The 22,388-nt window shown below is 62.0% G+C and carries 22 protein-coding genes; 12 read left to right on the top strand and 10 right to left on the bottom strand.

The features are described from left to right. Positions 1 to 149: 149 nt before the first annotated feature. The 3 genes from ATY02_RS13445 (at position 150) to ahpF (ending at position 3,489) form a co-directional block, all read left to right on the top strand. Entirely contained in the window at positions 150 to 1,088 is a 939-nt protein-coding gene (locus ATY02_RS13445; protein ID WP_068580754.1) for a site-specific integrase, read from the top strand. Between the two features lie 151 nt (positions 1,089 to 1,239). After that, positions 1,240 to 1,803, top strand: coding sequence for an alkyl hydroperoxide reductase subunit C (ahpC, locus tag ATY02_RS13450; RefSeq protein ID WP_017907017.1), 564 nt, complete (start codon positions 1,240 to 1,242; stop codon positions 1,801 to 1,803). Positions 1,804 to 1,923: 120 nt separating this feature from the next. Further along, positions 1,924 to 3,489, top strand: a complete 1,566-nt coding sequence (ahpF, locus tag ATY02_RS13455) for an alkyl hydroperoxide reductase subunit F (RefSeq protein WP_068580757.1) — start codon at positions 1,924 to 1,926, stop codon at positions 3,487 to 3,489. A gap of 77 nt (positions 3,490 to 3,566) precedes the next feature. Here ahpF and gloA read toward each other — a convergent pair whose 3' ends face one another. Further along, positions 3,567 to 4,088 (bottom strand): lactoylglutathione lyase, encoded by a 522-nt coding sequence (gene gloA, locus ATY02_RS13460; protein ID WP_068580758.1) that lies wholly within the window; start codon positions 4,086 to 4,088, stop codon positions 3,567 to 3,569. A gap of 195 nt (positions 4,089 to 4,283) precedes the next feature. On the opposite strand from gloA, the gene ATY02_RS13465 reads away from it, so the two are divergent. After that, on the top strand, positions 4,284 to 4,811 hold the full coding sequence (locus ATY02_RS13465; RefSeq protein ID WP_068580762.1) for a DUF4946 domain-containing protein: 528 nt from the start codon (positions 4,284 to 4,286) through the stop codon (positions 4,809 to 4,811). A gap of 240 nt (positions 4,812 to 5,051) precedes the next feature. Here ATY02_RS13465 and ATY02_RS13470 read toward each other — a convergent pair whose 3' ends face one another. Continuing rightward, a complete protein-coding gene (locus tag ATY02_RS13470) occupies positions 5,052 to 5,417 on the bottom strand; it encodes a histone-like nucleoid-structuring protein, MvaT/MvaU family (protein WP_068580765.1) in 366 nt (121 codons plus the stop codon). Between the two features lie 76 nt (positions 5,418 to 5,493). On the opposite strand from ATY02_RS13470, the gene ATY02_RS13475 reads away from it, so the two are divergent. Continuing rightward, the gene (locus ATY02_RS13475; protein WP_058182715.1) at positions 5,494 to 6,522 is read left to right on the top strand and encodes an IS30-like element ISPsp8 family transposase; all 1,029 of its coding nucleotides are present in this window, start codon (positions 5,494 to 5,496) and stop codon (positions 6,520 to 6,522) included. 252 nt (positions 6,523 to 6,774) lie between these two features. Here ATY02_RS13475 and ATY02_RS13480 read toward each other — a convergent pair whose 3' ends face one another. Together ATY02_RS13480 and ATY02_RS13485 are read right to left on the bottom strand one after the other, a co-directional pair. Continuing rightward, a complete protein-coding gene (locus ATY02_RS13480) occupies positions 6,775 to 8,313 on the bottom strand; it encodes an EAL domain-containing protein (protein ID WP_068588141.1) in 1,539 nt (512 codons plus the stop codon). Positions 8,314 to 8,374: 61 nt separating this feature from the next. Continuing rightward, positions 8,375 to 9,268 carry a LysR family transcriptional regulator gene (locus ATY02_RS13485; RefSeq protein WP_068588144.1) on the bottom strand — a complete coding sequence of 298 codons (894 nt, stop codon included), beginning with the start codon at positions 9,266 to 9,268 and terminating at the stop codon, positions 8,375 to 8,377. A gap of 83 nt (positions 9,269 to 9,351) precedes the next feature. Between ATY02_RS13485 and ATY02_RS13490 the strand changes: the two genes are divergently transcribed. The 3 genes from ATY02_RS13490 (at position 9,352) to hpaR (ending at position 12,183) form a co-directional block, all read left to right on the top strand. Continuing rightward, on the top strand, positions 9,352 to 10,308 hold the full coding sequence (locus ATY02_RS13490; RefSeq protein WP_068588204.1) for a DMT family transporter: 957 nt from the start codon (positions 9,352 to 9,354) through the stop codon (positions 10,306 to 10,308). 247 nt (positions 10,309 to 10,555) lie between these two features. Continuing rightward, complete coding sequence (hppD, locus tag ATY02_RS13495; protein ID WP_022639100.1) at positions 10,556 to 11,632, top strand: 4-hydroxyphenylpyruvate dioxygenase; 1,077 nt, start codon at positions 10,556 to 10,558, stop codon at positions 11,630 to 11,632. A 128-nt stretch (positions 11,633 to 11,760) separates the two neighbouring features. Next, positions 11,761 to 12,183, top strand: coding sequence for a homoprotocatechuate degradation operon regulator HpaR (gene hpaR / locus ATY02_RS13500; RefSeq protein ID WP_068588147.1), 423 nt, complete (start codon positions 11,761 to 11,763; stop codon positions 12,181 to 12,183). 99 nt (positions 12,184 to 12,282) lie between these two features. On the opposite strand, the gene rarD is transcribed toward hpaR, so the two are convergent. The 3 genes from rarD to ATY02_RS13515 form a co-directional block, all read right to left on the bottom strand. Further along, a complete protein-coding gene (rarD, locus tag ATY02_RS13505) occupies positions 12,283 to 13,164 on the bottom strand; it encodes an EamA family transporter RarD (protein ID WP_068588151.1) in 882 nt (293 codons plus the stop codon). Positions 13,165 to 13,350: 186 nt separating this feature from the next. Beyond that, positions 13,351 to 14,364: an aldo/keto reductase gene (locus ATY02_RS13510; protein ID WP_068588153.1), complete on the bottom strand. Its 1,014-nt coding sequence runs from the start codon at positions 14,362 to 14,364 to the stop codon at positions 13,351 to 13,353. Between the two features lie 92 nt (positions 14,365 to 14,456). Continuing rightward, positions 14,457 to 15,356 (bottom strand): LysR family transcriptional regulator, encoded by a 900-nt coding sequence (locus ATY02_RS13515; RefSeq protein ID WP_068588156.1) that lies wholly within the window; start codon positions 15,354 to 15,356, stop codon positions 14,457 to 14,459. Between the two features lie 100 nt (positions 15,357 to 15,456). On the opposite strand from ATY02_RS13515, the gene ATY02_RS13520 reads away from it, so the two are divergent. Both ATY02_RS13520 and ATY02_RS13525 read left to right on the top strand, forming a co-directional pair. Continuing rightward, positions 15,457 to 16,188, top strand: a complete 732-nt coding sequence (locus ATY02_RS13520) for an SDR family oxidoreductase (RefSeq protein WP_068588159.1) — start codon at positions 15,457 to 15,459, stop codon at positions 16,186 to 16,188. Further along, a complete protein-coding gene (locus tag ATY02_RS13525) occupies positions 16,185 to 16,595 on the top strand; it encodes a hypothetical protein (RefSeq protein WP_068588161.1) in 411 nt (136 codons plus the stop codon). Before ATY02_RS13520 ends, ATY02_RS13525 begins: the two co-directional genes overlap by 4 nt. A gap of 63 nt (positions 16,596 to 16,658) precedes the next feature. On the opposite strand, the gene ATY02_RS13530 is transcribed toward ATY02_RS13525, so the two are convergent. Next, positions 16,659 to 17,969: an MFS transporter gene (locus ATY02_RS13530; protein ID WP_068588164.1), complete on the bottom strand. Its 1,311-nt coding sequence runs from the start codon at positions 17,967 to 17,969 to the stop codon at positions 16,659 to 16,661. 191 nt (positions 17,970 to 18,160) lie between these two features. Here ATY02_RS13530 and ATY02_RS13535 point away from each other — a divergent pair, with 191 nt between their 5' ends. Next, on the top strand, positions 18,161 to 19,282 hold the full coding sequence (locus ATY02_RS13535) for a sugar diacid recognition domain-containing protein (protein WP_068588167.1): 1,122 nt from the start codon (positions 18,161 to 18,163) through the stop codon (positions 19,280 to 19,282). Between the two features lie 167 nt (positions 19,283 to 19,449). Then, entirely contained in the window at positions 19,450 to 20,601 is a 1,152-nt protein-coding gene (locus tag ATY02_RS13540) for a glycerate kinase (RefSeq protein ID WP_068588170.1), read from the top strand. A gap of 172 nt (positions 20,602 to 20,773) precedes the next feature. Here ATY02_RS13540 and hpaI read toward each other — a convergent pair whose 3' ends face one another. Continuing rightward, positions 20,774 to 21,574, bottom strand: a complete 801-nt coding sequence (gene hpaI, locus ATY02_RS13545) for a 4-hydroxy-2-oxoheptanedioate aldolase (RefSeq protein WP_068588172.1) — start codon at positions 21,572 to 21,574, stop codon at positions 20,774 to 20,776. A gap of 10 nt (positions 21,575 to 21,584) precedes the next feature. Beyond that, entirely contained in the window at positions 21,585 to 22,388 is an 804-nt protein-coding gene (hpaH, locus tag ATY02_RS13550; RefSeq protein ID WP_068588175.1) for a 2-oxo-hept-4-ene-1,7-dioate hydratase, read from the bottom strand.

Raw genomic sequence — 22,388 nt, forward strand, 5'->3', positions numbered from 1 at the left:
CGTGGTATGTAATTTAGCATTATTGTACAGCTTGTTTTGCTTGCTTGATAACTGGAATCTAACATGGAATATTTTAATATTATTCCTTGTGATTAGGAGTGAAGATGCCTTTCACCCCACAGCCTTGTATCTGTTAGAGCCTAGAAGCCATGAGTGAGCTGGATCGTTATCTGCAAGCCGCCACCCGCGACAACACCCGGCGCAGCTATCGGGCGGCCATCGAGCACTTCGAGGTCCAATGGGGTGGGTTTCTGCCGGCGACGGCTGAGGGGGTTGCACGTTACCTGGTGGCCTATGCCGGTGAGCTATCGCTCAATACCCTGAAATTACGCCTGTCAGCATTGGCTCAGTGGCATAACAGCCAGGGCTTTGCCGATCCCACCAAGGCGCCAGTGGTACGCCAGGTGCTCAAGGGTATTCGTGCCGTGCACCCTGCCCAGGAGAAGCAGGCCGAACCTTTGCAGCTGCGGCATCTGGAGCAGGTGGTCGCCTGGCTCGACGAGGAAATTGCAAGCGCCATCGCCGAACAGCGCCAGGCTGATCTACTGCGCGCCCGGCGTGATCGGGCGTTGATCCTGCTGGGTTTCTGGCGCGGCTTTCGCAGTGACGAGTTATGTCGCCTGCAGATCCAGCACGTAGAGGCCAATGCTGGCTCCGGTATCAGCCTGTACCTGCCCCGTAGCAAGAGCGATCGTGAAAACCTCGGGCGCACCTATCACACCCCGGCCCTGCAGCGTTTGTGTCCGGTACAGGCCTATATCGAGTGGATCAACGGCGCCGCGTTGGTGCGTGGGCCGGTGTTCCGCGCTATCGACCGTTGGGGCAACCTGGGCGAACAGGGGCTGCATGCCAATAGCGTGATTCCCTTGTTGCGCCAGGCGCTGGAACGCGCAGGCATAGCCGCCGAGCACTACACCAGCCATTCCCTGCGTCGAGGCTTCGCCACTTGGGCCCATCGCAATGGCTGGGATCTCAAGTCATTGATGACCTATGTCGGCTGGAAGGACATGAAGTCGGCCATGCGCTACATCGATGCCGAGCCTTTCATGGGCATGGCAGTCCTTCAGGACCCGCGGGCGCGCTCGTAGATTTGAGGTTCTTCTATTAATACAGCGGGCTGATAGCCAAAACCAATCGATAGCATCAGGTTTACCAATGAGCCAGATGGCGACTCATTGGCTAGGATTCTCCCCATCAAGTTTTTACCCAATGTCTTCAACCACTGATGGAGAGTCAACGATGCCTATCATCAACAGCCAAGTTAAACCGTTCAAAGCCACTGCATTCAAAAACGGTGAGTTCGTCGAAGTATCGGATGCCGACCTGAAAGGCAAGTGGTCTGTCGTATTCTTCTACCCAGCTGACTTCACCTTCGTCTGCCCGACCGAGCTGGAAGACCTGGCCGATAACTACGCCGAATTCCAGAAGCTGGGCGTTGAAATCTACAGTGTTTCCACCGATACCCACTTTGCCCACGCTGCCTGGCACAACACCTCGCCAGCCATTGGCAAGATCAAGTACACCATGATCGGCGACCCGACCCTGGCTATCTCGCGCAACTTCGACGTGCTGATCGAAGAAGCCGGCCTGGCTGACCGCGGTACCTTCGTGATCAACCCTGAAGGCCAGATCAAGATCGTTGAAATCAACGATGGCGGCGTAGGTCGCGATGCTTCCGAGCTGCTGCGCAAGATCAAGGCTGCCCAGTACGTTGCTGCCCACCCAGGCGAAGTTTGCCCAGCCAAGTGGAAAGAAGGTGAGGCCACTCTGGCTCCGTCCCTGGACCTGGTCGGCAAGATCTAAGTCCATGCGTCATCCAGGGGCGGTCATCCGCACTTAAGTAAGCCGCACCGCCCTCAAATAACGCCCGGGCGAGATTCGCCCGGGCGTTGTTTTTTTACCGAATCAAAGGAAATCGCCCGTATGTTGGACGCCAATCTTAAATCTCAGTTGAAGTCATACCTGGAGCGGGTCACACAGCCGATCGAGATCGTTGCCTCCCTCGACGACGGTGCGAAATCCCAGGAAATGCTCGCGTTACTCAAAGACATCGTCAGTCTTTCCAATCAAATTACCTTGCTCGACAACGGTACCGATGTGCGCAAACCATCGTTCTCGTTGAATCGCCCGGGGAGTGATATCAGCCTGCGTTTCGCTGGTATCCCCATGGGGCACGAGTTCACTTCCCTGGTACTGGCCCTGCTGCAAGTAGGTGGTCATCCGTCCAAGGCCAGTGCGGAAGTGATCGAGCAGGTCCGTTCGCTCAAGGGCGAATTCCACTTTGAGACTTACTTCTCGCTGTCGTGCCAGAACTGCCCGGATGTGGTCCAGGCGCTGAACCTGATGGCGGTACTCAACCCCAATATCCGCCATGTCGCTATCGATGGCGCCTTGTTCCAGGCTGAAGTGGACGAGCGCAAAGTCATGGCGGTGCCCAGCATCTACCTCAATGGTGTGAACTTCGGCCAGGGCCGCATGGGCCTGGAAGAAATCCTCGCCAAGCTCGACACCGGCGCGGTGGAGAAACAAGCGCAGAAACTCAGCGCCAAAGAAGCCTTTGATGTGCTGGTGGTCGGCGGTGGCCCGGCTGGCGCTGCAGCTGCCATCTATGCTGCCCGCAAAGGTATTCGTACGGGGGTTGCTGCCGAGCGTTTCGGTGGCCAGGTCCTGGATACCATGGCGATCGAGAACTTCATCTCGGTACAAGAAACAGAAGGCCCGAAACTGGCAGCGGCCCTGGAAGAGCATGTCCGCCAGTACGACGTCGACATCATGAACCTGCAACGTGCCAGCGCCCTGGTTCCTGCTAGCGAAGTCGGTGGGTTGCATGAAGTGCAGTTCGCCAATGGGGCCAGCCTCAAGGCCAAGGCGCTGATCCTGGCCACGGGTGCCCGCTGGCGGGAAATGGGTGTGCCGGGCGAGCAGGAGTACAAGGCCAAGGGCGTGTGCTTCTGCCCGCACTGCGATGGCCCGTTGTTCAAGGGCAAGCGCGTGGCGGTGATCGGTGGTGGCAACTCCGGTGTCGAAGCGGCTATCGACCTGGCCGGTATTGTCAGCCACGTCACCCTGCTGGAGTTCGATAGCAAGCTGCGCGCCGATGCGGTGTTGCAGCGCAAGCTGTTCAGCTTGCCGAACGTCAAGGTCATCACCAGTGCCTTGACCAGCGAAGTGAAGGGAGATGGCCAGAAGGTCACCGGCCTGGTCTATAAGGACCGCGACACGGGAGAGTTCAATACCGTCGACCTGGAAGGCATCTTCGTACAGATTGGCTTGTTGCCTAACACTGATTGGCTCAAGGGGACGGTCGAGCTGTCGCCGCGGGGCGAGATCATTGTCGACGCACGTGGTGAGACTTCGCTGCCGGGGGTCTTCGCAGCAGGTGACGTGACCACGGTGCCGTACAAACAGATCGTGATTGCGGTGGGCGAGGGGGCCAAGGCATCCCTGAGTGCCTTCGACCACCTGATCCGGACCTCTGCGCCGGCCTGATAGCCAGCCCAGGTAAAACAAAACCCCATGAGCCAGGCTCATGGGGTTTTTTATTGTCCCTGGAAAGGGCGGGGTGCTTACAGCTCAGCAGGCTGGATGATCTCGACCCAGTAGCCATCCGGGTCCTTGATGAAGGCCAGGCTCTTCATGCGACCGTCGGTCAGTCGTTTCTGGAAGTCGCAGCCCAGTGCTTCGAAACGTTCACAGGCAGCGACGACATCCGGTACCGAGATGCAGATGTGGCCGAAACCGCGTGGGTCGGTGTTGCCGTTATGGTAGGCGAACTCAGGATCGTTCTCGGTACCGTGGTTGTGAGTCAGTTCGAGAATGCCGGGGATCGACTTCATCCACTCGGTGCGCGCAGCGGCCTCTGTCGGAATCTGTGCCTTGTCCACCAGCGCAAGGAAATACAGGCTGAATTCGGCCTCAGGGAAGTCACGTTTTTCTACCAGGGAAAACCCCAGGACACGGGTGTAGAAATCCAAGGAGCGAGTGATGTCCTTGACTCGCAGCATGGTGTGGTTGAAGACGAAGCGGGCAGTAGCGGCATCGGGCTGGGCTGTCACGCCGGGAAAGGTATTGAGTTCGTTGAGGCTCATGGGCCCTCCTGAAAAAAGTGCAAGGAGTTGCTCGGGCTCGGGCAACTGCTTGCCAGGCAATGGTTCGGACATCCTTGGGATGGGGCAATGATACGCAACTGCCTGGGATGGCGCCAAACCCAAAGCTCCTGATGTATTGCCCATTCCTGGCGCCAGGCTCAGACTTCCAGGTTCGTTCCCTTGGTGTGCGTTCACATGATCAAGTCGTTTAAATGCCGGATCGCTTCGCTGTTCCTGGTCATGCTGGCCACTGGAGTGCAAGCCGATCCAGAGATCGCCTGGCCCCAGGGTTGGATCGTGGAGCCGATACCTTCCCAGGGTGAGGACCCGACGACCAAGGTTTCCCGGCAGCGGGCGGTGAAGAATGACGCAGCAGGCAATCCGCAAATGGTCATGGAGTTGACCATGACTCAGGTCGCTAGTGGGCATGTGGTCAATCTTCAGGGGGTGTTGTTGGAGATGCGCAAATCGGTGCAAAAGGATTTTGCCCAAGGTGGTTATCAGAGTGTGTGCAACAAGATCCACGCTGCGCAGTTGAGTCGCCTCGATGGATTGGAGACCACTTGCACCATTACCCAGAACGGCCGGCATGTACTGTCGCAAACATTGGTGGCGGCGTTGGATGGAGATAAGGCCTATGTACTTTCATACGCCGGCCAGGCGACTGCTTATACCGATAGTCGGGAAGAAATACTCGCGATACGAAATAACCTGAAACTTTAAATGGGTTTCCAAGGTCAGGGCTTTGATTTTCGCGTGTTACAGGTTCGTTATCGAAAAGGTACTAAGCAAGAAGTTGCTCGCCGCCTGGCCTTATTGCAGGCCGCTTGTAGCGCGGCCTCGAGGCAGTAGGGCGGGGTGATGTGCAGCCGATATTTCCTTAGATGCAGATAGCAATAAGAATATTCTGATGAATGTAAAAAGCCCCGCATATGCGGGGCCTTTGACAGAGTGCGGCTTTGTTCAAGCGCGCAGCCAGGAGTCCACAGTGGCGGCGCCGTACTGCTCTTTCCAGGCTTTCAGGCCGCGATGATTGCCACCCTTGGTTTCAATCAGTTCACCGGTGTGCGGGTTCTGGTAGACCTTGACCACACGGGCGCGGCGCTGTTTAGGCGCATTGGCCTGCGGCAAGCCGGCCTTGCCCAGGTTTGGATCGAGGATCGCGATGATGTCACGCAGGTTCTTGTCGTAGGACTTCATCAGGGCCTGGAGTTTTTCCTCGAACTCGATTTCCTTCTTGAGGCCGGCGTCGTTCTTCAGCGACTCAAGCTGGGCGAGCTGTTCTTGAAGTGCTTTTTCAGCAGCACGAAATTCAGCAAGTCTGGACAATATCTTCACTCCAATAGTCTAGGCGGCGGCAAAAACTGAGTGCAACACCTGACCTTTCCGGTACGGTGCTGCCCCTATGTCATATACCGAACTCAGCGTTGAAGAACGCGCCACCATCCAAATCGGCCACGCCCAGGGCTTCAGCCTGCGCAGGATTGCTCGCCTGATCAATAGGTCTCCTTCGACCATCAGTCGAGAGCTGCGCCGCAATCGAGATGTCTGTGGCAGCTACTCGGCCCGCGCGGCCCAGGAGCAGATGAAGGCCCGCCGCCAAGTCTGTCGACCGAGCCGAAAGCTGCTGCCGGGGAGCGAGCGCTTCGAACTGGTGGTTCATATGCTGCGTGAGCGTTTGTCTCCCGAACAGATTGCCGGCAAGCTGCGCCACATGAACATACCTAGCCTCAGAGATGCCTACGTCTGTCGCGAGACGATCTACAACGCGATCTATGCCCTGCCAGTGGGTGAGCTGCGTAAGGAGCTGATCATCTGTCTGCGCCAAGGCAAGACGACGCGCCGGCCGCGCTCTGGTGGCGTGGATCGGCGCGGCCAGATCCCCGAGATGGTCAGTATTCATGTGCGCCCGCCGGAGATTGAAGACAGGCTGATGCCGGGGCATTGGGAAGGCGACCTCATCAAGGGTAAGGCCAACGCCTCGTCCGTCGGTACGCTGGTGGAACGCACCAGTGGGTACCTGATGTTGGTGAAGATGAACGACGCGACGGCGACTTCGGCGCTGGAAGGCTTCAGCGCCGCGCTCAATAGCATGCCGCTGGAGATGCGCAAGAGCATGACTTACGACCAGGGCCGGGAGATGGCGCGACACGCCGAGATCACCCAAAGAACCGGCGTGGCGATCTACTTCTGCGACCCGCACAGCCCCTGGCAGCGCGGCAGCAACGAAAACATCAACGGCCTGATTCGCCAGTACTTGCCCAAGGGCACAGACCTGTCGGTACATAGCCAGGAGGAGCTGGACGCCATTGCGCTGCAACTGAACATGCGACCGCGTAAGCGCTTCGACTTCAAATGCCCAATCGAAGTTATGGACGAGGTGATGCAGAAGGCCATGGCTATGCGGCATGATGCTCCAGTTTCAATTCAATGACCGTGTTGCACTCAGCTCCTGCAACCGCCCTATTTTTGGCTGATACAAACCACAAACAAAGCTATAAGCCATGAACTGGTTAAGGTTCGATTAAGTGGCCTACCTGTGAATTTTGTACAGGCATGAAAAATTGTAGTAGTTAATGCGCCGAGAGTAAATCATGTTGTTCTTGCTCATCGACTATTTGCCAGTTGATACAAATCGGTGCAGGTCTTGAGTTGTGTGTCGAGCGTTATTTTCAGGTATGGCTATTTAATGGCGCGCGATGCTCCTAACAAACTCCTTGCTGGGCATTGGCCGTCCAAACAAGTAGCCCTGGAGAAAATGCACGCCTTTGTCCAGCAGATAGTCACGCTGTTCGGGAGTTTCAACTCCTTCGGCGACTATACCTAGATCGAGTTTGATCGAGAGTTCGATAATGCTGTCCAGTATATGCAGCGACAGCGCGTCGGCGCCGATCATGGCAACGAAGCTCTGGTCGATCTTCAAATAATCGACATTGAACTTGCGCAGATAGCCCAGGCTGGAGTGCCCGGTGCCGAAATCGTCGATGGCAATCATCACCCCCAGTTCGTGCAGCGCGCTGAACAATTGCTGGGTGACGGGAGTGGGCTCGATCAGCTCGCGTTCGGTCAGCTCCAGCACCAGGATCACCTTGCCCGGCGCGAACGCGGCGAGAAACTCCCGGCAATCCTCCAGTAATTGCAAATCCTGGCAATGGCGGGCGGTGATGTTGATATTGATATGGAAACCATCGATGAAGTCGGCGGCGCAGGGCACCAGGGCCTCCCGAGTCTGTTGCAGCAACGAGCGCGTCATGGGCACGATCAGCCCTGTGTGCTCGGCGAAGGGAATGAACAGGTCCGGACGCACCAATCCCTCCCTGGGATGCTGCCAGCGCATCAACACTTCGATACCCGCCCATTGCAGGCTATCGCTACGCACCACCGGCTGGAAGTACGGGATGAACTCCCGGGCCCCCAGCGCCCTGCGCAGTTCATGGCTAGGGGAGACGGCACGTTTTTGCAGCCAATGGGCGAGGGCGCCTGCGGCGGTTCCGAGAAAGATCAGCAAGCTGAACAGCGCCGGGTACTGGCTCCTCATGTAGTGCCAGACACTGCCTTCGGCAAAGCCGGCGTCGACACTATAGGGGTAGCGCGACGACTCCAGGTATTGATTGGCCACGGCGGCCCGGGGCGCAATGCCATCGCGCACCTGACCGTCGCTGGACAGCCAATGCTGGCCCACTTGCAAATGCAATTGGGCGAAGCGGTTGAGCATGCGCAGGGTATTGGTCGGGTGATAACCGTTGATGGCCGCCAGCGCAGCACCTTCCCCGTCACTCAAGCGATAGACCAGTAGCGGGGTGTCGGGAGTGAGATGGTTGCCGTCCATCAGTTGTAGCCGGCCATCCACATAGTTCCCGGGGTCGAGGGACGCGGCGTAGTTGCCCAGGTAGGAACTGCAATAGTTGTTGTTGCGCCATACCAGGTTGGTAGAGCGCACCCACGGCAGACGGGTGACTTGTTCGCGCAGCGCCAGTTGCTGCGCAGCGTTGCAATCTTGCCCGGCCAGGGGCAGCAACGCGCGGGTGGCGCTGTCGGTGTGGTCCAGCATCTGGTCGAACTGCTCGATGGCCTCCTCGGCGGTTTCCAGGCTGGAGCGCAGCAGCGTACGTTGCGCCTGGAAATAGAGAATGACGGCACCGAGCACGATTGGCAGGAGTATCGCCATCAGGGTCCAGAAACTGCGGGTGGCGTGTGTAAGTGGACCTTTGGCGGTCAGCGGCATGGGTCGGACCTGTGGCAGGAGAGGGGCGCGACGCGATGCCGCTTGGGAGCCGGTATTGCAATCATCGCAGGATAGACGGCTTTGCCTGGCCATAGAGACGTTGGGCAAGGTCGATGAAGGCCAGCGTTGCAGGTGAGGACTGGCGTCGGTCCAGCACCGCGATGGCGATCCTGCGTTGCACTGTCGGTTCCAGTGGCCGGTTTGTATAACGTGGATCTGTCCCTTGGGGCAATGACAACTGGGCGACGATGCTCAAAGCGTCGCCTCGTGCCACGGTTTCCAGGGTGCTGAGCAATTGTGAGCAGCGATAGCGGATATTGGGTTTGAGCCCGGCACCGATGAACAATCGCGAAACCAGCTCTGAGGACCCCGCCTCGGTCAGCACGAATGGATCGTTGCACAACTGTTCCAGACGTACCTGAGGTTCCTGGGCCAGCGGGTGCTCGGCTGGAAGCAGTGCCACCAACTGGTCCTCCGCCAGGGCAAAGGTATCGAAGCGTTCCTGGGGCTGCACGACGAAACCCAGATCGATGCGCCGCTCCTCCAGCCACTGCAGGACCTGTCGATCCGGCCCCTCGTCGATGTGCACCTCGATGCCCGGGTACTGGCTGCGAAATTGCGCGAGGATCGGGGGTAGCAGCCGGATGGAAGAGCTAGGGCCGAACGAACCGATGCGCAAGGTGCCACGCTTCATGCCCCGGGCATCGGCTGCCTCCTGTTCCAACGTCGCTGCCAGGCCGAGCATGCCCCGGGCACGTGTCAGCAATTGCTGGCCAATATCGGTGAGTTCGACCTGGGCCTGGTGCCGGTGGAACAGCTCGACCCCCAGCTCCTGTTCCAGGGCGCGAATGGCATGGGACACGGCCGACTGGCTGATGCCCAGGCGCGTTGCAGCGCTGGTGAACCCTTGGAGTTCGGCTACCCGGGAGAAGATTTCCAACTGGGTCAGGGTCATGAGTAAAAGCTCATTTTACGATGATTGGATATTAGACAAAGAATGCGCTGGCAATACAAACCCTTCTCCCGAGTGCGATGAATATGAGTGAAAGCAGCGTTCATGATTCCCTGGTGGCCAGGCATAGCGACCTGACGGTGTACTGCAAGCTGGCGGCGGTCACCATGATTTGGGGCGGCACCTTTGTGGCGGGACGTTACCTGGCCTCGGGGCTATCGCCGTTGCTGGCCGCCAGCCTGCGGTTTCTCCTGGCCAGCCTGGCCCTGCTTGGCTTCATGGCCATTGCACGCATCCCGCTGGCCCGCCCGAGCCTTCGGCAACTGGGCCAGTTGGCGGTGCTGGGCTTTTTCGGAATCTTCTTCTACAACCTGTGTTTCTTCCTGGGCCTGCAGCAGATCAACGCCTCGCGGGCCTCGTTGATCGTCGCGCTGAACCCGGCGGTGATCGCCCTGGCGTCCTGGGCGTTGTTCAAGGAGCGCTTGAGTCGACGCAAGCTGCTGGGGGTCTCCCTGTGCCTGGGGGGCGCGGCCCTGGTGATCTGCAGCCGTGATCCCTCGGCCTTGATCAGCCAGGCAGGGAGCTGGCGGGGCGACCTGCTGATCCTTGGCTGTGTCTTGGGCTGGGGAGTGTACTCGCTGTTTTCCAAGGGCTTGAACCAGAGCCTGGGGCCCTTGCAGACGGTGACCTACTCGGTGGTGATGGGCACCTTGATGTTGTGCGCCGCGACCCTGGCCCGCGGCGAGTTCGACCTGCAGGCAGTGCTTGGCCTGGACCTGGCCCAGGGCTTGAGCCTGCTGTACCTGGGCGTATTGGGTTCAGCGCTGGCCTACATCTGGTACTACGACGGTTTGCGGCGAATCGGAGCAACCCGCTCTGGGGTGTTCATCGCCCTCAATCCACTGACAGCGGTGATCCTCGGTGCCGTGCTGCTCGGGGAGCAACTGAGCCTGGTGATGGCGTTCGGCGCAGCGTTGATCCTGGGAGGCATCTACCAGTGCAACAAACCCCTTGCGAGCGGGGCAAGAAAGGCGATTTTATAAAGAGTGCGGACAAAGGCTTTTACGCTGTGTAGAATCTGGTTACGCATACAATAATAAAGTCTTCTGGCAGCAGAAGCCTGGCCAGCCGGCAAGACAGGACCGATATGAAGATTCTCGGATTCCAACTCATCTATGGTGACTTCCTCGCGCGCAGCGTGCGGGGCATTTCCTGCGCACCACCTGCCTTCCTCAGCATTGATAGCAACTAACGTTCCGTTAATTCTAAAAATATGATGAGGCGCCAACCATGGCAGATATCTTTGAAAACCCGATGGGCCTGATGGGCTTTGAATTCATCGAATTCGCATCGCCCACCCCCAATACCCTCGAGCCGATCTTCGAGATCATGGGTTTCACCAAAGTCGCGACCCATCGTTCAAAAGACGTGCACCTGTATCGCCAAGGCGCGATCAACCTGATCCTCAACAACGAACCCCACAGCATCGCTTCCTACTTCGCCGCAGAACACGGCCCGTCGGTATGCGGCATGGCGTTCCGCGTCAAGAACGCCCAGCAGGCCTACGCCCGTGCCCTGGAACTGGGGGCGCAGCCGATCCACGTCGCCACCGGCCCGATGGAGCTGAACCTGCCGGCGATCAAGGGCATCGGCGGCGCGCCGCTGTACCTGATCGATCGCTACGGCGAAGGCAGCTCGATCTATGACATCGACTTCGTGTTCCTCGAAGGCGTGGACCGCAACCCACCAGGTGCGGGCCTGAAGATCATCGACCACCTGACCCACAACGTGTATCGCGGGCGCATGGCCTACTGGGCCGGTTTCTACGAGAAGCTGTTCAACTTCCGCGAGATCCGCTACTTCGACATCAAGGGCGAGTACACCGGCCTGACTTCCAAGGCCATGACCGCTCCGGACGGCATGATCCGCATCCCGCTGAACGAGGAATCGTCCAAGGGCGCAGGCCAGATCGAAGAGTTCCTGATGCAGTTCAACGGCGAAGGCATCCAGCACGTGGCGTTCCTCACCGACGACCTGGTCAAGACCTGGGACGCCCTGAAGAAGATCGGCATGCGCTTCATGACCGCACCGCCTGATACCTACTACGAAATGCTCGAAGGTCGCCTGCCAAACCACGGCGAGCCGGTTGATCAACTGCAATCGCGCGGCATCCTGCTCGACGGTGCGTCGGATAAAGAAGACAAGCGCCTGCTGCTGCAGATCTTCTCGGAAACCCTGATGGGCCCGGTGTTCTTCGAATTCATCCAGCGTAAAGGCGACGATGGCTTCGGCGAGGGCAACTTCAAGGCGCTGTTCGAATCGATCGAACGCGACCAGGTACGTCGTGGTGTGCTCGCTACCGAGTAATCCCCACAAGGCCTGAATCCAGAGCCCGGCCAGGTCTTTCCTGGCCGGGCTTTGTTTTGCCTGTCGGTTGGCGATTGTGAATGTGTTAATGTTCTCGCCTTTGTTTCCCAGCCCTGACCTGTGCCGCGATGAAAACACCCAGACCTTCCCTGACCCTGACCCTGCTACAGGCCCGTGAGGCCGCCATGGCGTTTTTCCGTCCTTCCCTGAACCAGCACGACCTGACCGAGCAGCAATGGCGGGTGATTCGCATCCTGCGCCAGAACGGCGAACTGGAGAGTCACCAGTTGGCGAAGATGGCCTGCATCCTGCCGCCGAGCATGACCGGAGTGCTGACCCGCCTGGAGCGTGACGAATACGTCAGTCGGCGCAAATCCCCGGAAGACCAGCGCCGCCTGTTCATTACCCTGACCGAGAGGGGCCACACCTGCTTCGAGTCGATGAGCGACGACATGGAGGTCAACTACCAGAGGATCCAGCAGCAGTTCGGCGAAGACAAGATGCAGGCCCTGCTGGCCCTGCTCAACGAACTGAAGCAGATCAAACCCTGACGAAGCTTGGCACGGCCGTGGCCGTGCTTCAGTCAGGGGGCGGCTGCACTCAGGCCCTCGGGGCCTTGCCCCAGGCTCTTTTACCCACCTTCAAGAGCATCACCTGCGACGCTGGCGCAGCAGATGGCGTGCGCCCTCGATGATCAGCACCACTACCGCCAGCCAGATCGGCACGTACGTCAGCCATTGCCCATCCTTGATGCTTTCTCCCAGCAGCAGCGCCACGCACAGCAGGAGCACCGGCTCCACGTAGCTGAGCAGGCCGAACAGGCTGAAGGCCAGCTGGCGGCTGGCGATGATGTAGCACACCAGGGCCGAGGCGCTGATCAGGCCCAACAAGGGAATCAACAGGTACAGGCGGGGGTAGGCCTCCAGCACGGCGAAGCCTTGTTCACCGCTTTGCACGAACCACAGCGCCACCGGTATCAACAACGCCATGTCCAGCCACAGGCCGCCCAAATGATCGCTTTGCAAGCGCCGGCGCAAGACGAAATACAGTGGGTAACCCACTGCCACCACCAGGGTCGCCCAGGAGAAACTGCCCACCTGGTACAGCTCGTTGAGTACGCCGACGCACGCCAGGAACGCGGCGACCTTCTGCAACCAGGACAGGTGTTCGCCGTAGACGATGCGTCCGGTGAGGATCATCGTCAGCGGCAGCAGGAAGTAGCCTTGGGACACATCCAGGCTGTAGCCGTTGAGCGGTGCCCACATGAACAACCACAACTGCACACCCACCAGGGCCGAGGACAACAGCAGCGCCAGGGCCATGACTGGAGTGTCGCGTACCCGGCGCAACACTTCGCCGACCCGTCGCCATTCACCGGTCAACAGCATGAACACGGTCATGCAGGGGAGGGTGAGGAGCATTCGCCAACCAAAGATCTCCACCCCGGTGAGGGGAGCCAGCAGCGACGTATAGAAATACATGACGGCAAACAGCACCGACGCCAAGACCGATAACGCAATACCTTTCGACACACTGTCCTCGTAAGACCCGGATGCGCAGCGCGCACGGAGTAGGGGAAATAAGCGAGGGCAATATAGAGGGTTTGGCGCGAAATTTTTGCTCTGTTTGCGACATCCCCGAGGGATATTGTTTCGTTTGTGCCACAGGCAGCGCTCGGAAGCCGCCGGTGGCGACCCTTGCGCTGCCACTGGCGCGGCTCAGTCCAGGCGGGCGAAGCGTCCCGGGACGAAGTGGCTGACATCGTTGAACCCCGGGGTCGAAGCGTGCCCCGGAGTGACCAGGGAATCGATGAAGACCTCGTCCTCGGCACTGATCTGTACGGCCAGGGCCTGGGTATAGGTATCCCACTGGGCCTCGGTGCGAGGGCCGACGATGGCTGAGCTCACGGCCTGGTTGTTCAGCACCCAGGCAATGGCGAACTCGACGATCCCGACCCCTCGGCCCTGGGCGTATTGCTGGATCTGCTGGGCAATGCGCAGGGATTCCACGCGCCATTCGGTCTCCAGGATGCGCTTGTCCTGGCGCCCGGCCCGGCTGCCGCTGTCCGGGGCCGCATCGGGTGCGTACTTGCCACTGAGCACGCCGCGGGCCAGCGGGCTGTAGGGCACCACCCCCAGGCCATAGGCACGGGCTGCTGTGATCTGCTCGGCCTCGGCCTGGCGATTGACGATGTTGTACAAGGGTTGGCTGACGATCGGGCGCTCCACACCCAACTGGTCGGCAATGCGTACCGCGTCGGCGATCCGCCAGCCCCGATAGTTGGACAGCCCCCAGTGGCGGATCTTGCCCTGGCGCAGCAGGTCGCCAATGGCCGCGATGCTCACCTCCAGCGGCGTGCCGTGGTCCTCGCGGTGCAGGTAGTAGATATCCAGGTAATCGGTACCCAGTCGCGTCAGGCTGGCTTCGATGGCATTGAAGATGTGCTTGCGGCTCAGGCCGCTGCGGTTGGGCACGCCGTCCGTGGGGCCGAAGCCGACCTTGGAGGCCAGGACCCACTCATGGCGATGCCTGGCGATGGCTTCACCGACGATTTCCTCGGAGCGGCCCTGGGTATAGACGTCAGCGGTATCGATGAAGTTGATCCCTTGGTCCCAGGCCTTGTCGATGATGCGCAGCGAGTCTTCGGTGCTGGTCTGCTCACCGAACATCATGGTGCCCAGGGTCAGGCTGGAAACCTTGAGGCCGGAGTGGCCGAGGAGGCGATAGCTCATGGTGCGAAGTCCTTGTGCTAGAGAGGTGGCCGGAGTTTTGGCCGTTGGGACCGAGCATCAAATACCAGAACCACCTACCAGGGCAATGCCTGTCATGGACACAGTTCACGACAGCGCTGGACCAGGAACCCGTGCAGCAGGCGCACCCGCTCGGACACCTGCAAGCGATGCGGGCACAGCAGGTTGAAGGGCAGTGGCTCCCCTTGCCAGTCCGTGAGCAGCGGCACCAGGCGCCCGGCGCGAAGGTCCTCGGCCACATCCAGTCGGGCCTTGTAGACCAGGCCATGGCCGGCGAGGGCCCAGCGACGGGCCACCTCGCCGTCGTCGCACGCGTAGTCGCCGCCCACCTGGATCTCTCGCACCTGGTCGTCCCGGCTGAAGCGCCAGAGGTCGTAGCGCTGGCCATCGCGCAGGTAGAGCAGGGCGCTGTGCCCGGCCAGGTCCTCGGGCACTTGCGGTGTGCCATGGCGGGCCAGGTACTGCGGGCTGGCGCAGACCACCCGGTGATGCACGGCCAGGATCGGCAGGGCCACCAGGCTGGAATCCCCGGGCACGCCAAAGCGCAGGGCCACATCCACGCTCTCGCGGAACAGGTCGGCATGGCGGTCGTTGAGCTGCAGTTGCAGGCGCAGTTGCGGGTGCTGGTTCTTGAACTCGTCGAGCCAGGGCAGCAACGCGTTGCGCCCGAAATCCGAAGGGGCCGATAGCTGCAGCACGCCGCATAGGCCCTGGCCCTGCTGCCTGAGCGCCTGTTCGCCATCCTCCAGGGTGGCCAGGGCCAGGCGCACGCTGTCCAGGTAGCGGCGGCCCTCCGGGGTCAGGCGCAGGCTGCGGGTGGAACGGGCCAGCAGGCGACTGCCCAGGCGGGTTTCCAAGCGCTTCAAGGCAATGCTGGCGGCCGCCGCGGTGATGCCGAGGCTGCGCGCCGCTGCGGAAATACTGCCTTCGTCGGCGATGCGAACGAAGGTTTCCAGGTCGAGGATCGAGCTCATTGATAAAAATCCTTTAAAGATCTTTGCGTTTTAAGCGGATTTTTCTCCGATTGGCAAGCTGTGAAGATGTAATTCCTTTCCTTCACAACAGGTGATCGCAATGACTCTTTCCAATCCAGGCTTGCACCAACAGACCGTCGTGGTCATCGGGGCCGGCAGTGGCATCGGCGCCGCCGTGGCGCACCAGGCCGCCGCCCGTGGCGCCCGGGTAGTGCTGGCCGGGCGCGATCTTAAGGCCTTGCAGCGCCAGCAGGCACGCCTGCCGGAGTCGGCCCGGGCGCTGAGCGTGGACATCACCGACAGCGCCAGCCTGGAGGCCTTGTTCCAGGCCGTGGGCGGCTTCGAGCACCTGGTGATCAGCGCCGGCCCGGCCATCGTTCCCAACCCCTTGGCCGACACCGACCTGCACGATGCCCAGCGGGCTTTCGAGGTCAAGTTCTGGGGCGTATGGCGGGCCGTGCAGGCTGCACTGCCGTACCTGGCGGCCCGGGGCAGCATCAGCCTGACCTCGGGCATGTTGTCGCGCAAGATGGTCCCCGGGCAGGTACTCAAGACCACCCTCAATGCCGCCCTCGATGCCCTGGGCAAGCACCTGGCCAAGGAGCTGGCGCCACGGCGGGTGAACGTCATCAGCCCGGGGATCACCGATACCGAGGCCTACGCTGGCATGTCCGCCGATGCCCGCGCGGCGATGTTCGCCAAGGCGGCCGCGAGCTTGCCGGTCGGCCGGGTCGGGGAGCCGGGGGAGGTGGCGGCGGCTTTCATCCTGGCCATGGAGAACGGCTTCATCAACGGCAGCCTGATCGATGTCGACGGCGGAGGCCTGTTGTGAACTGGCGCTTCGACCACCTGGCCTTCAACACCGATGGTGGCTCGACGCTGCCTGAGGCCTTTGCCGAACTACTGGGGCTGCATGCGGGCCGCCGTCCGCCGTTTCCGTTCCCCGGGCGCTGGCTGTACCAGGATGATCAGGCGCTGGTGCATGTCATCGAGCAGAACGCTTGCCCCACGCCACAGCTGAGCCATATCGCCTTCAGCACCCAGGAGGCCGCCGCAGCGGTCTTGCTGCGGGTGCAAGCCAGCGGTCTTGAGCACCAGGTGGCGCAGGTGCCGGAAGATGGTCTCTGGCAGATCTTCGTGCGCCTGCCCGGGGGCCTGGTGCTGGAACTGGATGCCCCGGCATCGGGGGCGTTGGCCAGCAGTCATGATTACGCCCTGCACCCTGGCGCACCGGACTGACCCCCACCACGAAAAAAGCCCGTTCCAGCCGATGCTCGAACGGGCTTTTGCCGCAGCCGGGGCTCAGCGATGCAAGGTACGGGTCATGCGCAGGGCCAACAGGGCGCCGGCGACGATCACGGCCGCCAGCAGGTACAAGGCGGCATCGGTGGAACCAGTGCTGTCCTTGACCCAGCCGACGATGTAGGGGCTGAGGAAACCGGCCATCTGGCCCATGGAGTTGATCAATGCCAGGCCACCGGCAGCCGCCCCGGCGCTGAGCAGCGCCGTAGGCACTGGCCAGAACATCGGCAGGCCGGTGAGGGCACCCATGGTGGCGATGCTCAGGCCGAGGATGGCGATGGCCGGGTTGGCGGCGAAGTTCACCGCGATCAGCAGCCCCACGGCGCCCATCAGCATCGGCACCACCAGGTGCCAGCGGCGCTCCTTGTTCAGGTCCGCCGAACGTCCCACCAGCAGCATGAACACGGCCGCCAGCAGGTAGGGAATCGCGCTGAGCCAGCCGATCACCAGGTTATCGGCAAAACCCAGGTTCTTGATGATTGACGGCAGCCAGAAGTTGATGGCGTAGACCCCGCTCTGGATGCAGAAGTAGACCAGGCCGAAGGCCCAGATCGCCGGGTTCTTGAACACCTGGGCCAGGGAGTCGCTGGCAGTCTTGGGCTGGTTGGCGGCGTCTACGGCCTGGTCGGCCTCCAGCACCGCACGCTCGGCCGGGCTCAGCCACTTGGCGTGGGCGAAGCCGTCGCTGAGCAGGAAGTACGCCAGGGCACCCAGCACCACCGTCGGAATGCCTTGCAGCAGGAACATCCACTGCCAGCCGGCGAGGCCGCCCTGGCCTGCGGCGAAGTGGTTGAGGATCCAGCCGGAGAACGGGCTGCCCAAAAGGCCCGAGACCGGGATCGCCGACATGAACAGGGCCATGATCCGGCCACGGCGGAAGGTCGGGAACCACTGCGACAGGTACAGCACCACGCCAGGGAAGAAGCCGGCTTCGGCAGCGCCGGTGAACAGGCGCAGGGTGTAGAACTGGGTCGGCGTAGTGACGAACAGCAGGCAGGTGGACAGCGTGCCCCAGACAATCATCATCAGGGCGATCCAGCGCCGCGGACCGAAGCGGGTCAGCGCCAGGTTGCTGGGCACGCCGCACAGCACGTAGCCGATGAAGAAGATCCCGGCGCCCAGGCCGTAGACCGTTTCACTGAACTTCAGGGCGTCGAGCATCTGCAACTTGGCGAAGCCAACGTTGACCCGGTCCAGGTAGTTGAACAGGTAGCAGATGAAGATGAAGGGGATCAGGCGCAGGGTGATGCGCTTGTAGACGGCATTCTTGTCGTCAGCCTGGGCCAGTGCGGCAGCGGCTCTGTGTGACATGGTGTGTCTCTCTTTATTATGATTTTTCACGGTGCAAGGGTAACGTTGACCGCCCTGAGAGTCTCGGCCACCCCGGTGCCGCTGTCTTTGTGCCGGCGCACAGCGAATGGTTTCAGGGCCTGTGCCAGCGAACAACGCCGTACGGTTTGCAGTCCCGTCTTAGTCGCATCAGCCTCAAGGATCATCCCCCTATGTTCGAACTCGATCATGACCTGGCCCAGGACATCGTCGACCGCACGATGGCCATCCTGCCTTATAACGTCAATGTCATGGACAGCCAGGGCCTGATCCTCGGCAGCGGCGAGCCGGAACGTATCAACACCCGCCACGAAGGTGCACAACTGGTGCTGGCCAACGGCCGCGTGGTGGAGATCGACGAACCTACCGCATGCCGGCTCAAGGGCGTGCAGCCGGGGATCAACCTGCCGTTGCTGCACGACCAGCGCCTGATCGGCGTGCTGGGCATCACCGGCGATCCAGCGCTGTTGCGTACCTATGCCGAGCTGGTGCGCATGACCGCCGAGATGCTGGTGAGCCAGCGCCATCAGCAGGCCGAGCAGCAATGGCGGCGCCAACGTTGCGACGATCTGCTGGCATTGCTGCTGGGCGAGGGGGGCGACTCGCCGCGCCTGGTGGATGAGGCCCGGCAAATGGGACTCAAGCCACAACTGGCGCGTACGCCTTATCTGTTCGAGCTCGCCCCGGGGCAGAACGTCGAAGCCCTCAGTGCCTGGCTGCTGTCGCGTTACCCGGACAGCTGGTGCGTCAGCGCGGCGCAGACCTCGCTGCTCTGGTGTCGACCGGCGACCCTGAGCCTGGACAACCCGCGGTTGCTGGAAAAGCTCGCCAGCCAGGGTTGGAGCATCGTGCGGGTGGCCGTGGGCGGGCAGGCCGATGGCCTGCCCGGGCTGCGTCGCTGCTATCGCCGGGTGGGCGACCTGCTGGCCTACGGTCGCGACATCCTGCCGGATACCCGGGTGTTGACCCTGGATCGCTACCGCTTGCCGGTCATGCTCTGGCGCCATCGCAACGACGATGCCCTGGACGAGCTGCTCAGCCCTTTGCGCAAGGTCCTGGCCAAGGACAGCAATGGCCAGTTGATCGCGACCCTGCGCAGTTGGTGCGACCACGACGGCCAGAGCCAGGCCTGTGCCGATGCCTTGGGCATCCACCGTAACAGCCTGCGCTATCGCATGGAGCGCATCACCGAACTCAGTGGCGTCGACCCTTTACGCCTGGACGGCATGCTCTCGCTGTACCTGGCCGTGCAACTGCTGCCCCAGCAACCCGCCTCCCAATTCCCTCCTGAATAACGGCGGTGCCGGTGTTACGGGTGCTGCGTCCCCGGTCGCAGCCCTATCATCCCGACTGCGCGGGTTGTAGCAATGAACAATAAAGTGCCTGCGTCCTTGTGCAGCGGACTGGCGTCAGCCGCTGCGGCAAATGGCAGCATGGCGCCACAAGAACCGGAGATAGCCCCATGAAGATCATCATCGCCCCCGACTCGTTCAAGGACAGCCTGAGTGCCGAAGGCGTGGCCCAGGCCATCGCCCAGGGGCTGGCCGAGGCCTGGCCCGAAGCCCAGGTACTGCAGTGCCCGATGGCCGATGGTGGCGAGGGCACGGTGGAGTCGGTACTCGCCGCATGCCAGGGGCAACTGCGCAGCACCCGGGTCCAGGGCCCGCTGGGTAGCGAAGTGCAGGCTCGCTGGGGCTGGCTGGCATCGAGCCACACGGCGATCATCGAAATGGCCGAGGCCAGTGGCCTGCAACTGGTGCCGCCAGGCCAGCGCGATGCCTGCCACAGCAGCACCTTCGGTACCGGTGAATTGATCCAGGCGGCCCTGGACGCCGGCGCCCGGCGCATCATCCTGGCCATCGGCGGCAGCGCCACCAACGACGGCGGGGCTGGAGCCCTGCAAGCCCTGGGGCTCAAGCTGCTGGACCGTCGGGGCCAGGTGCTGCCCCGGGGTGGCCTGGCCCTGGCCGACCTGGCCAGCATCGAGCTAGACGCCATGGACCCGCGCCTGGCCCAGGTGCGTTTCGAGATCGCCGCCGATGTCAACAACCCACTGTGTGGCGAGCAGGGGGCCTCGGCCATCTTCGGCCCGCAAAAGGGCGCCTCGGCGCAGCAGGTCCAGGCCCTGGACCAGGCACTGGGGCACTTTGCCGATCTCTGCGCCCAGGTGCTGCCCAGGGACGTGCGTGACGAACCCGGCAGTGGCGCCGCCGGTGGCCTGGGATTCGCCGCCAAGGCGTTTCTCGGCGCGAGGTTCCGCCCCGGGGTGGAAGTGGTTGCCGAGCTGGTAGGGCTGGAACAGGCGGTGCGTGGCGCCGACCTGGTGATCACTGGCGAAGGGCGCTTCGATGCCCAGACCCTGCGTGGCAAGACGCCCTTCGGCGTGGCACGGATCGCTCGCCAGCAGGGGGTGCCGGTGATCGTCATCGCCGGCACCCTCGGCGAGGGCTACCAGCAGATGTATGCCCATGGCGTGGACGCGGCCTTCGCCCTGACCTCCGGGCCCATGAGCCTGGAACAGGCCTGCGCCGAGGCCCCGCGATTGTTGCGCGAGCGGGCGGCGGACATCGCCCGGCTCTGGCGCCTGGCCGCTACCCGCCAGGCCAGTGTCTAACAGGCCGTTGAAAAATGTAGGCGAGGCAGCCAGCGCAAGGCGAAAACAGGCGAAAAAGCGCAATTTACATGTGGTAAATGAGCATTTTGACCGGGCTGGCGCACCAGCCTGTTTTCAACGCAGCGATGGCAACGCAGGTAGATTTTCAACGGTCTGCTAGCGCAAGCCCCGCTCAGTAGACCCCACCCTCGCTGCTGGGGGCGTCCTGGGCCTTGTACTGCCCGGCCAGGTTCTGCAAGCCCTTCATCAGCACCGTGGTATCGACCCCCACCGCGACGAAGTTGGCCCCCAGCTCGATGCAGCGCCGGGCCAGGCCCTGGTCGGCACTGAGGATGCCCGCGGCCTTGCCGGCCTGGCGCACCCGCAGGATGGCGTCCTCGATCGCCGCGACCACCTGGGGATGTCCGGGATTGCCGCGATGACCCATGGCCGCCGACAGGTCGGCCGGGCCGATGAAGACCCCGTCGACCCCCTCCACCCGGACGATCTCGTCCAGGTTGCGCAAGCCCTCCAGGTTCTCGATCTGCACCAGCAGGCACATGTGTTCGTCGGCCTGGTCCAGGTAGCCGGGGATGCTGTTCCAGCGTGAGGCCCGGGCCAGGGCGCTGCCGACCCCGCGAATGCCCTGGGGCGGATAACGCATGGCGCTGACCAGCTGGCGCGCCTGGGCCGCGCTTTCGAGCATGGGCACCAACAGGGTCTGGGCACCGATATCCAGCAACTGCTTGATCAGCGCGGTATCGCCGATCGGCGGGCGGACGATGCCGTGGGCGCCGTAGGGGGCGATGGCCTGCAATTGCCCCAGCAAGCTGCGCAGGTCGTTGGGGGCGTGCTCGCCGTCCAGCAGCAGCCAGTCGAAACCGGCATTGGCCGCCAGCTCGGCGCAGTAGGCATTGGCCAGACCCAGCCACAGGCCGATCTGTGGCTCGCTGCCTTGCAGGCGTTGCTTGAACAGGTTCTGCGGCATGTCCATGGCGTTCTCCTCAGACGAAACGGCAGGCGATGCTGCCCAGTTGGTCGTAGTCGACGTGGAATACATCCCCCGGGCGTGCGGCCACCGGACGGGTGAACGAGCCGCCAAGGATGATCTGCCCGGCTTCCAGGCCGACGTCGTAGGCTGCCAGCTTGTTGGCCAGCCAGGCCACGCCCTTGGCCGGGTGGTTGAGCACCGCGGCCGAGACCCCGGACTCTTCGATCACACCGTTGCGGTACAGCACCGCCGGCACCTTGCGCAGGTCCACGTCGCCGGGGCGCACGGCCCGGCCACCCATCACCACCCCGGCGTTGGCGGCGTTGTCGGAAATGGTATCGAAGACCTTGCGCGTGGCCTGGGTCTGCGGGTCTACCTGCTGGATGCGCGCGTCGATGATCTCCAGCGCCGGGATCACCCAGTCGGTGGCTTCCAGTACATCGAACAGGGTGCAGCCGGGGCCCTTGAGGGGCTTGCCGAGGATGAACGCCAGCTCCACCTCGACCCGCGGCACGATGAAGCGCTGGAAGGGAATGTCACTGCCTTCCTCGAACAGCATGTCGTCCAGCAGGGCGCCGAAGTCCGGCTCGCTGATGTTCGACGACACTTGCATTGCCCGGGAGGTGAGGCCGATCTTGTGGCCCACCAGCCGGCGGCCGTCGCGGATCTTGCGTTCCACCCAGCTGCGCTGGATCGCATAGGCATCCTCGATGCGGATGTCCGGGTATTCCAGGGACAGCTGGCCGATCTGTTCGCGGCTGCGTTCGGCGGCGTCGAGGCGCGCCGCGGCCTGTTGGATGTCGGAGGGGCTGAGCAT

It is taken from the genome of Pseudomonas sp. BIOMIG1BAC (genome assembly GCF_001705995.2).
Classification (GTDB): Bacteria; Pseudomonadota; Gammaproteobacteria; order Pseudomonadales; family Pseudomonadaceae; genus Aquipseudomonas; species Aquipseudomonas sessilinigenes.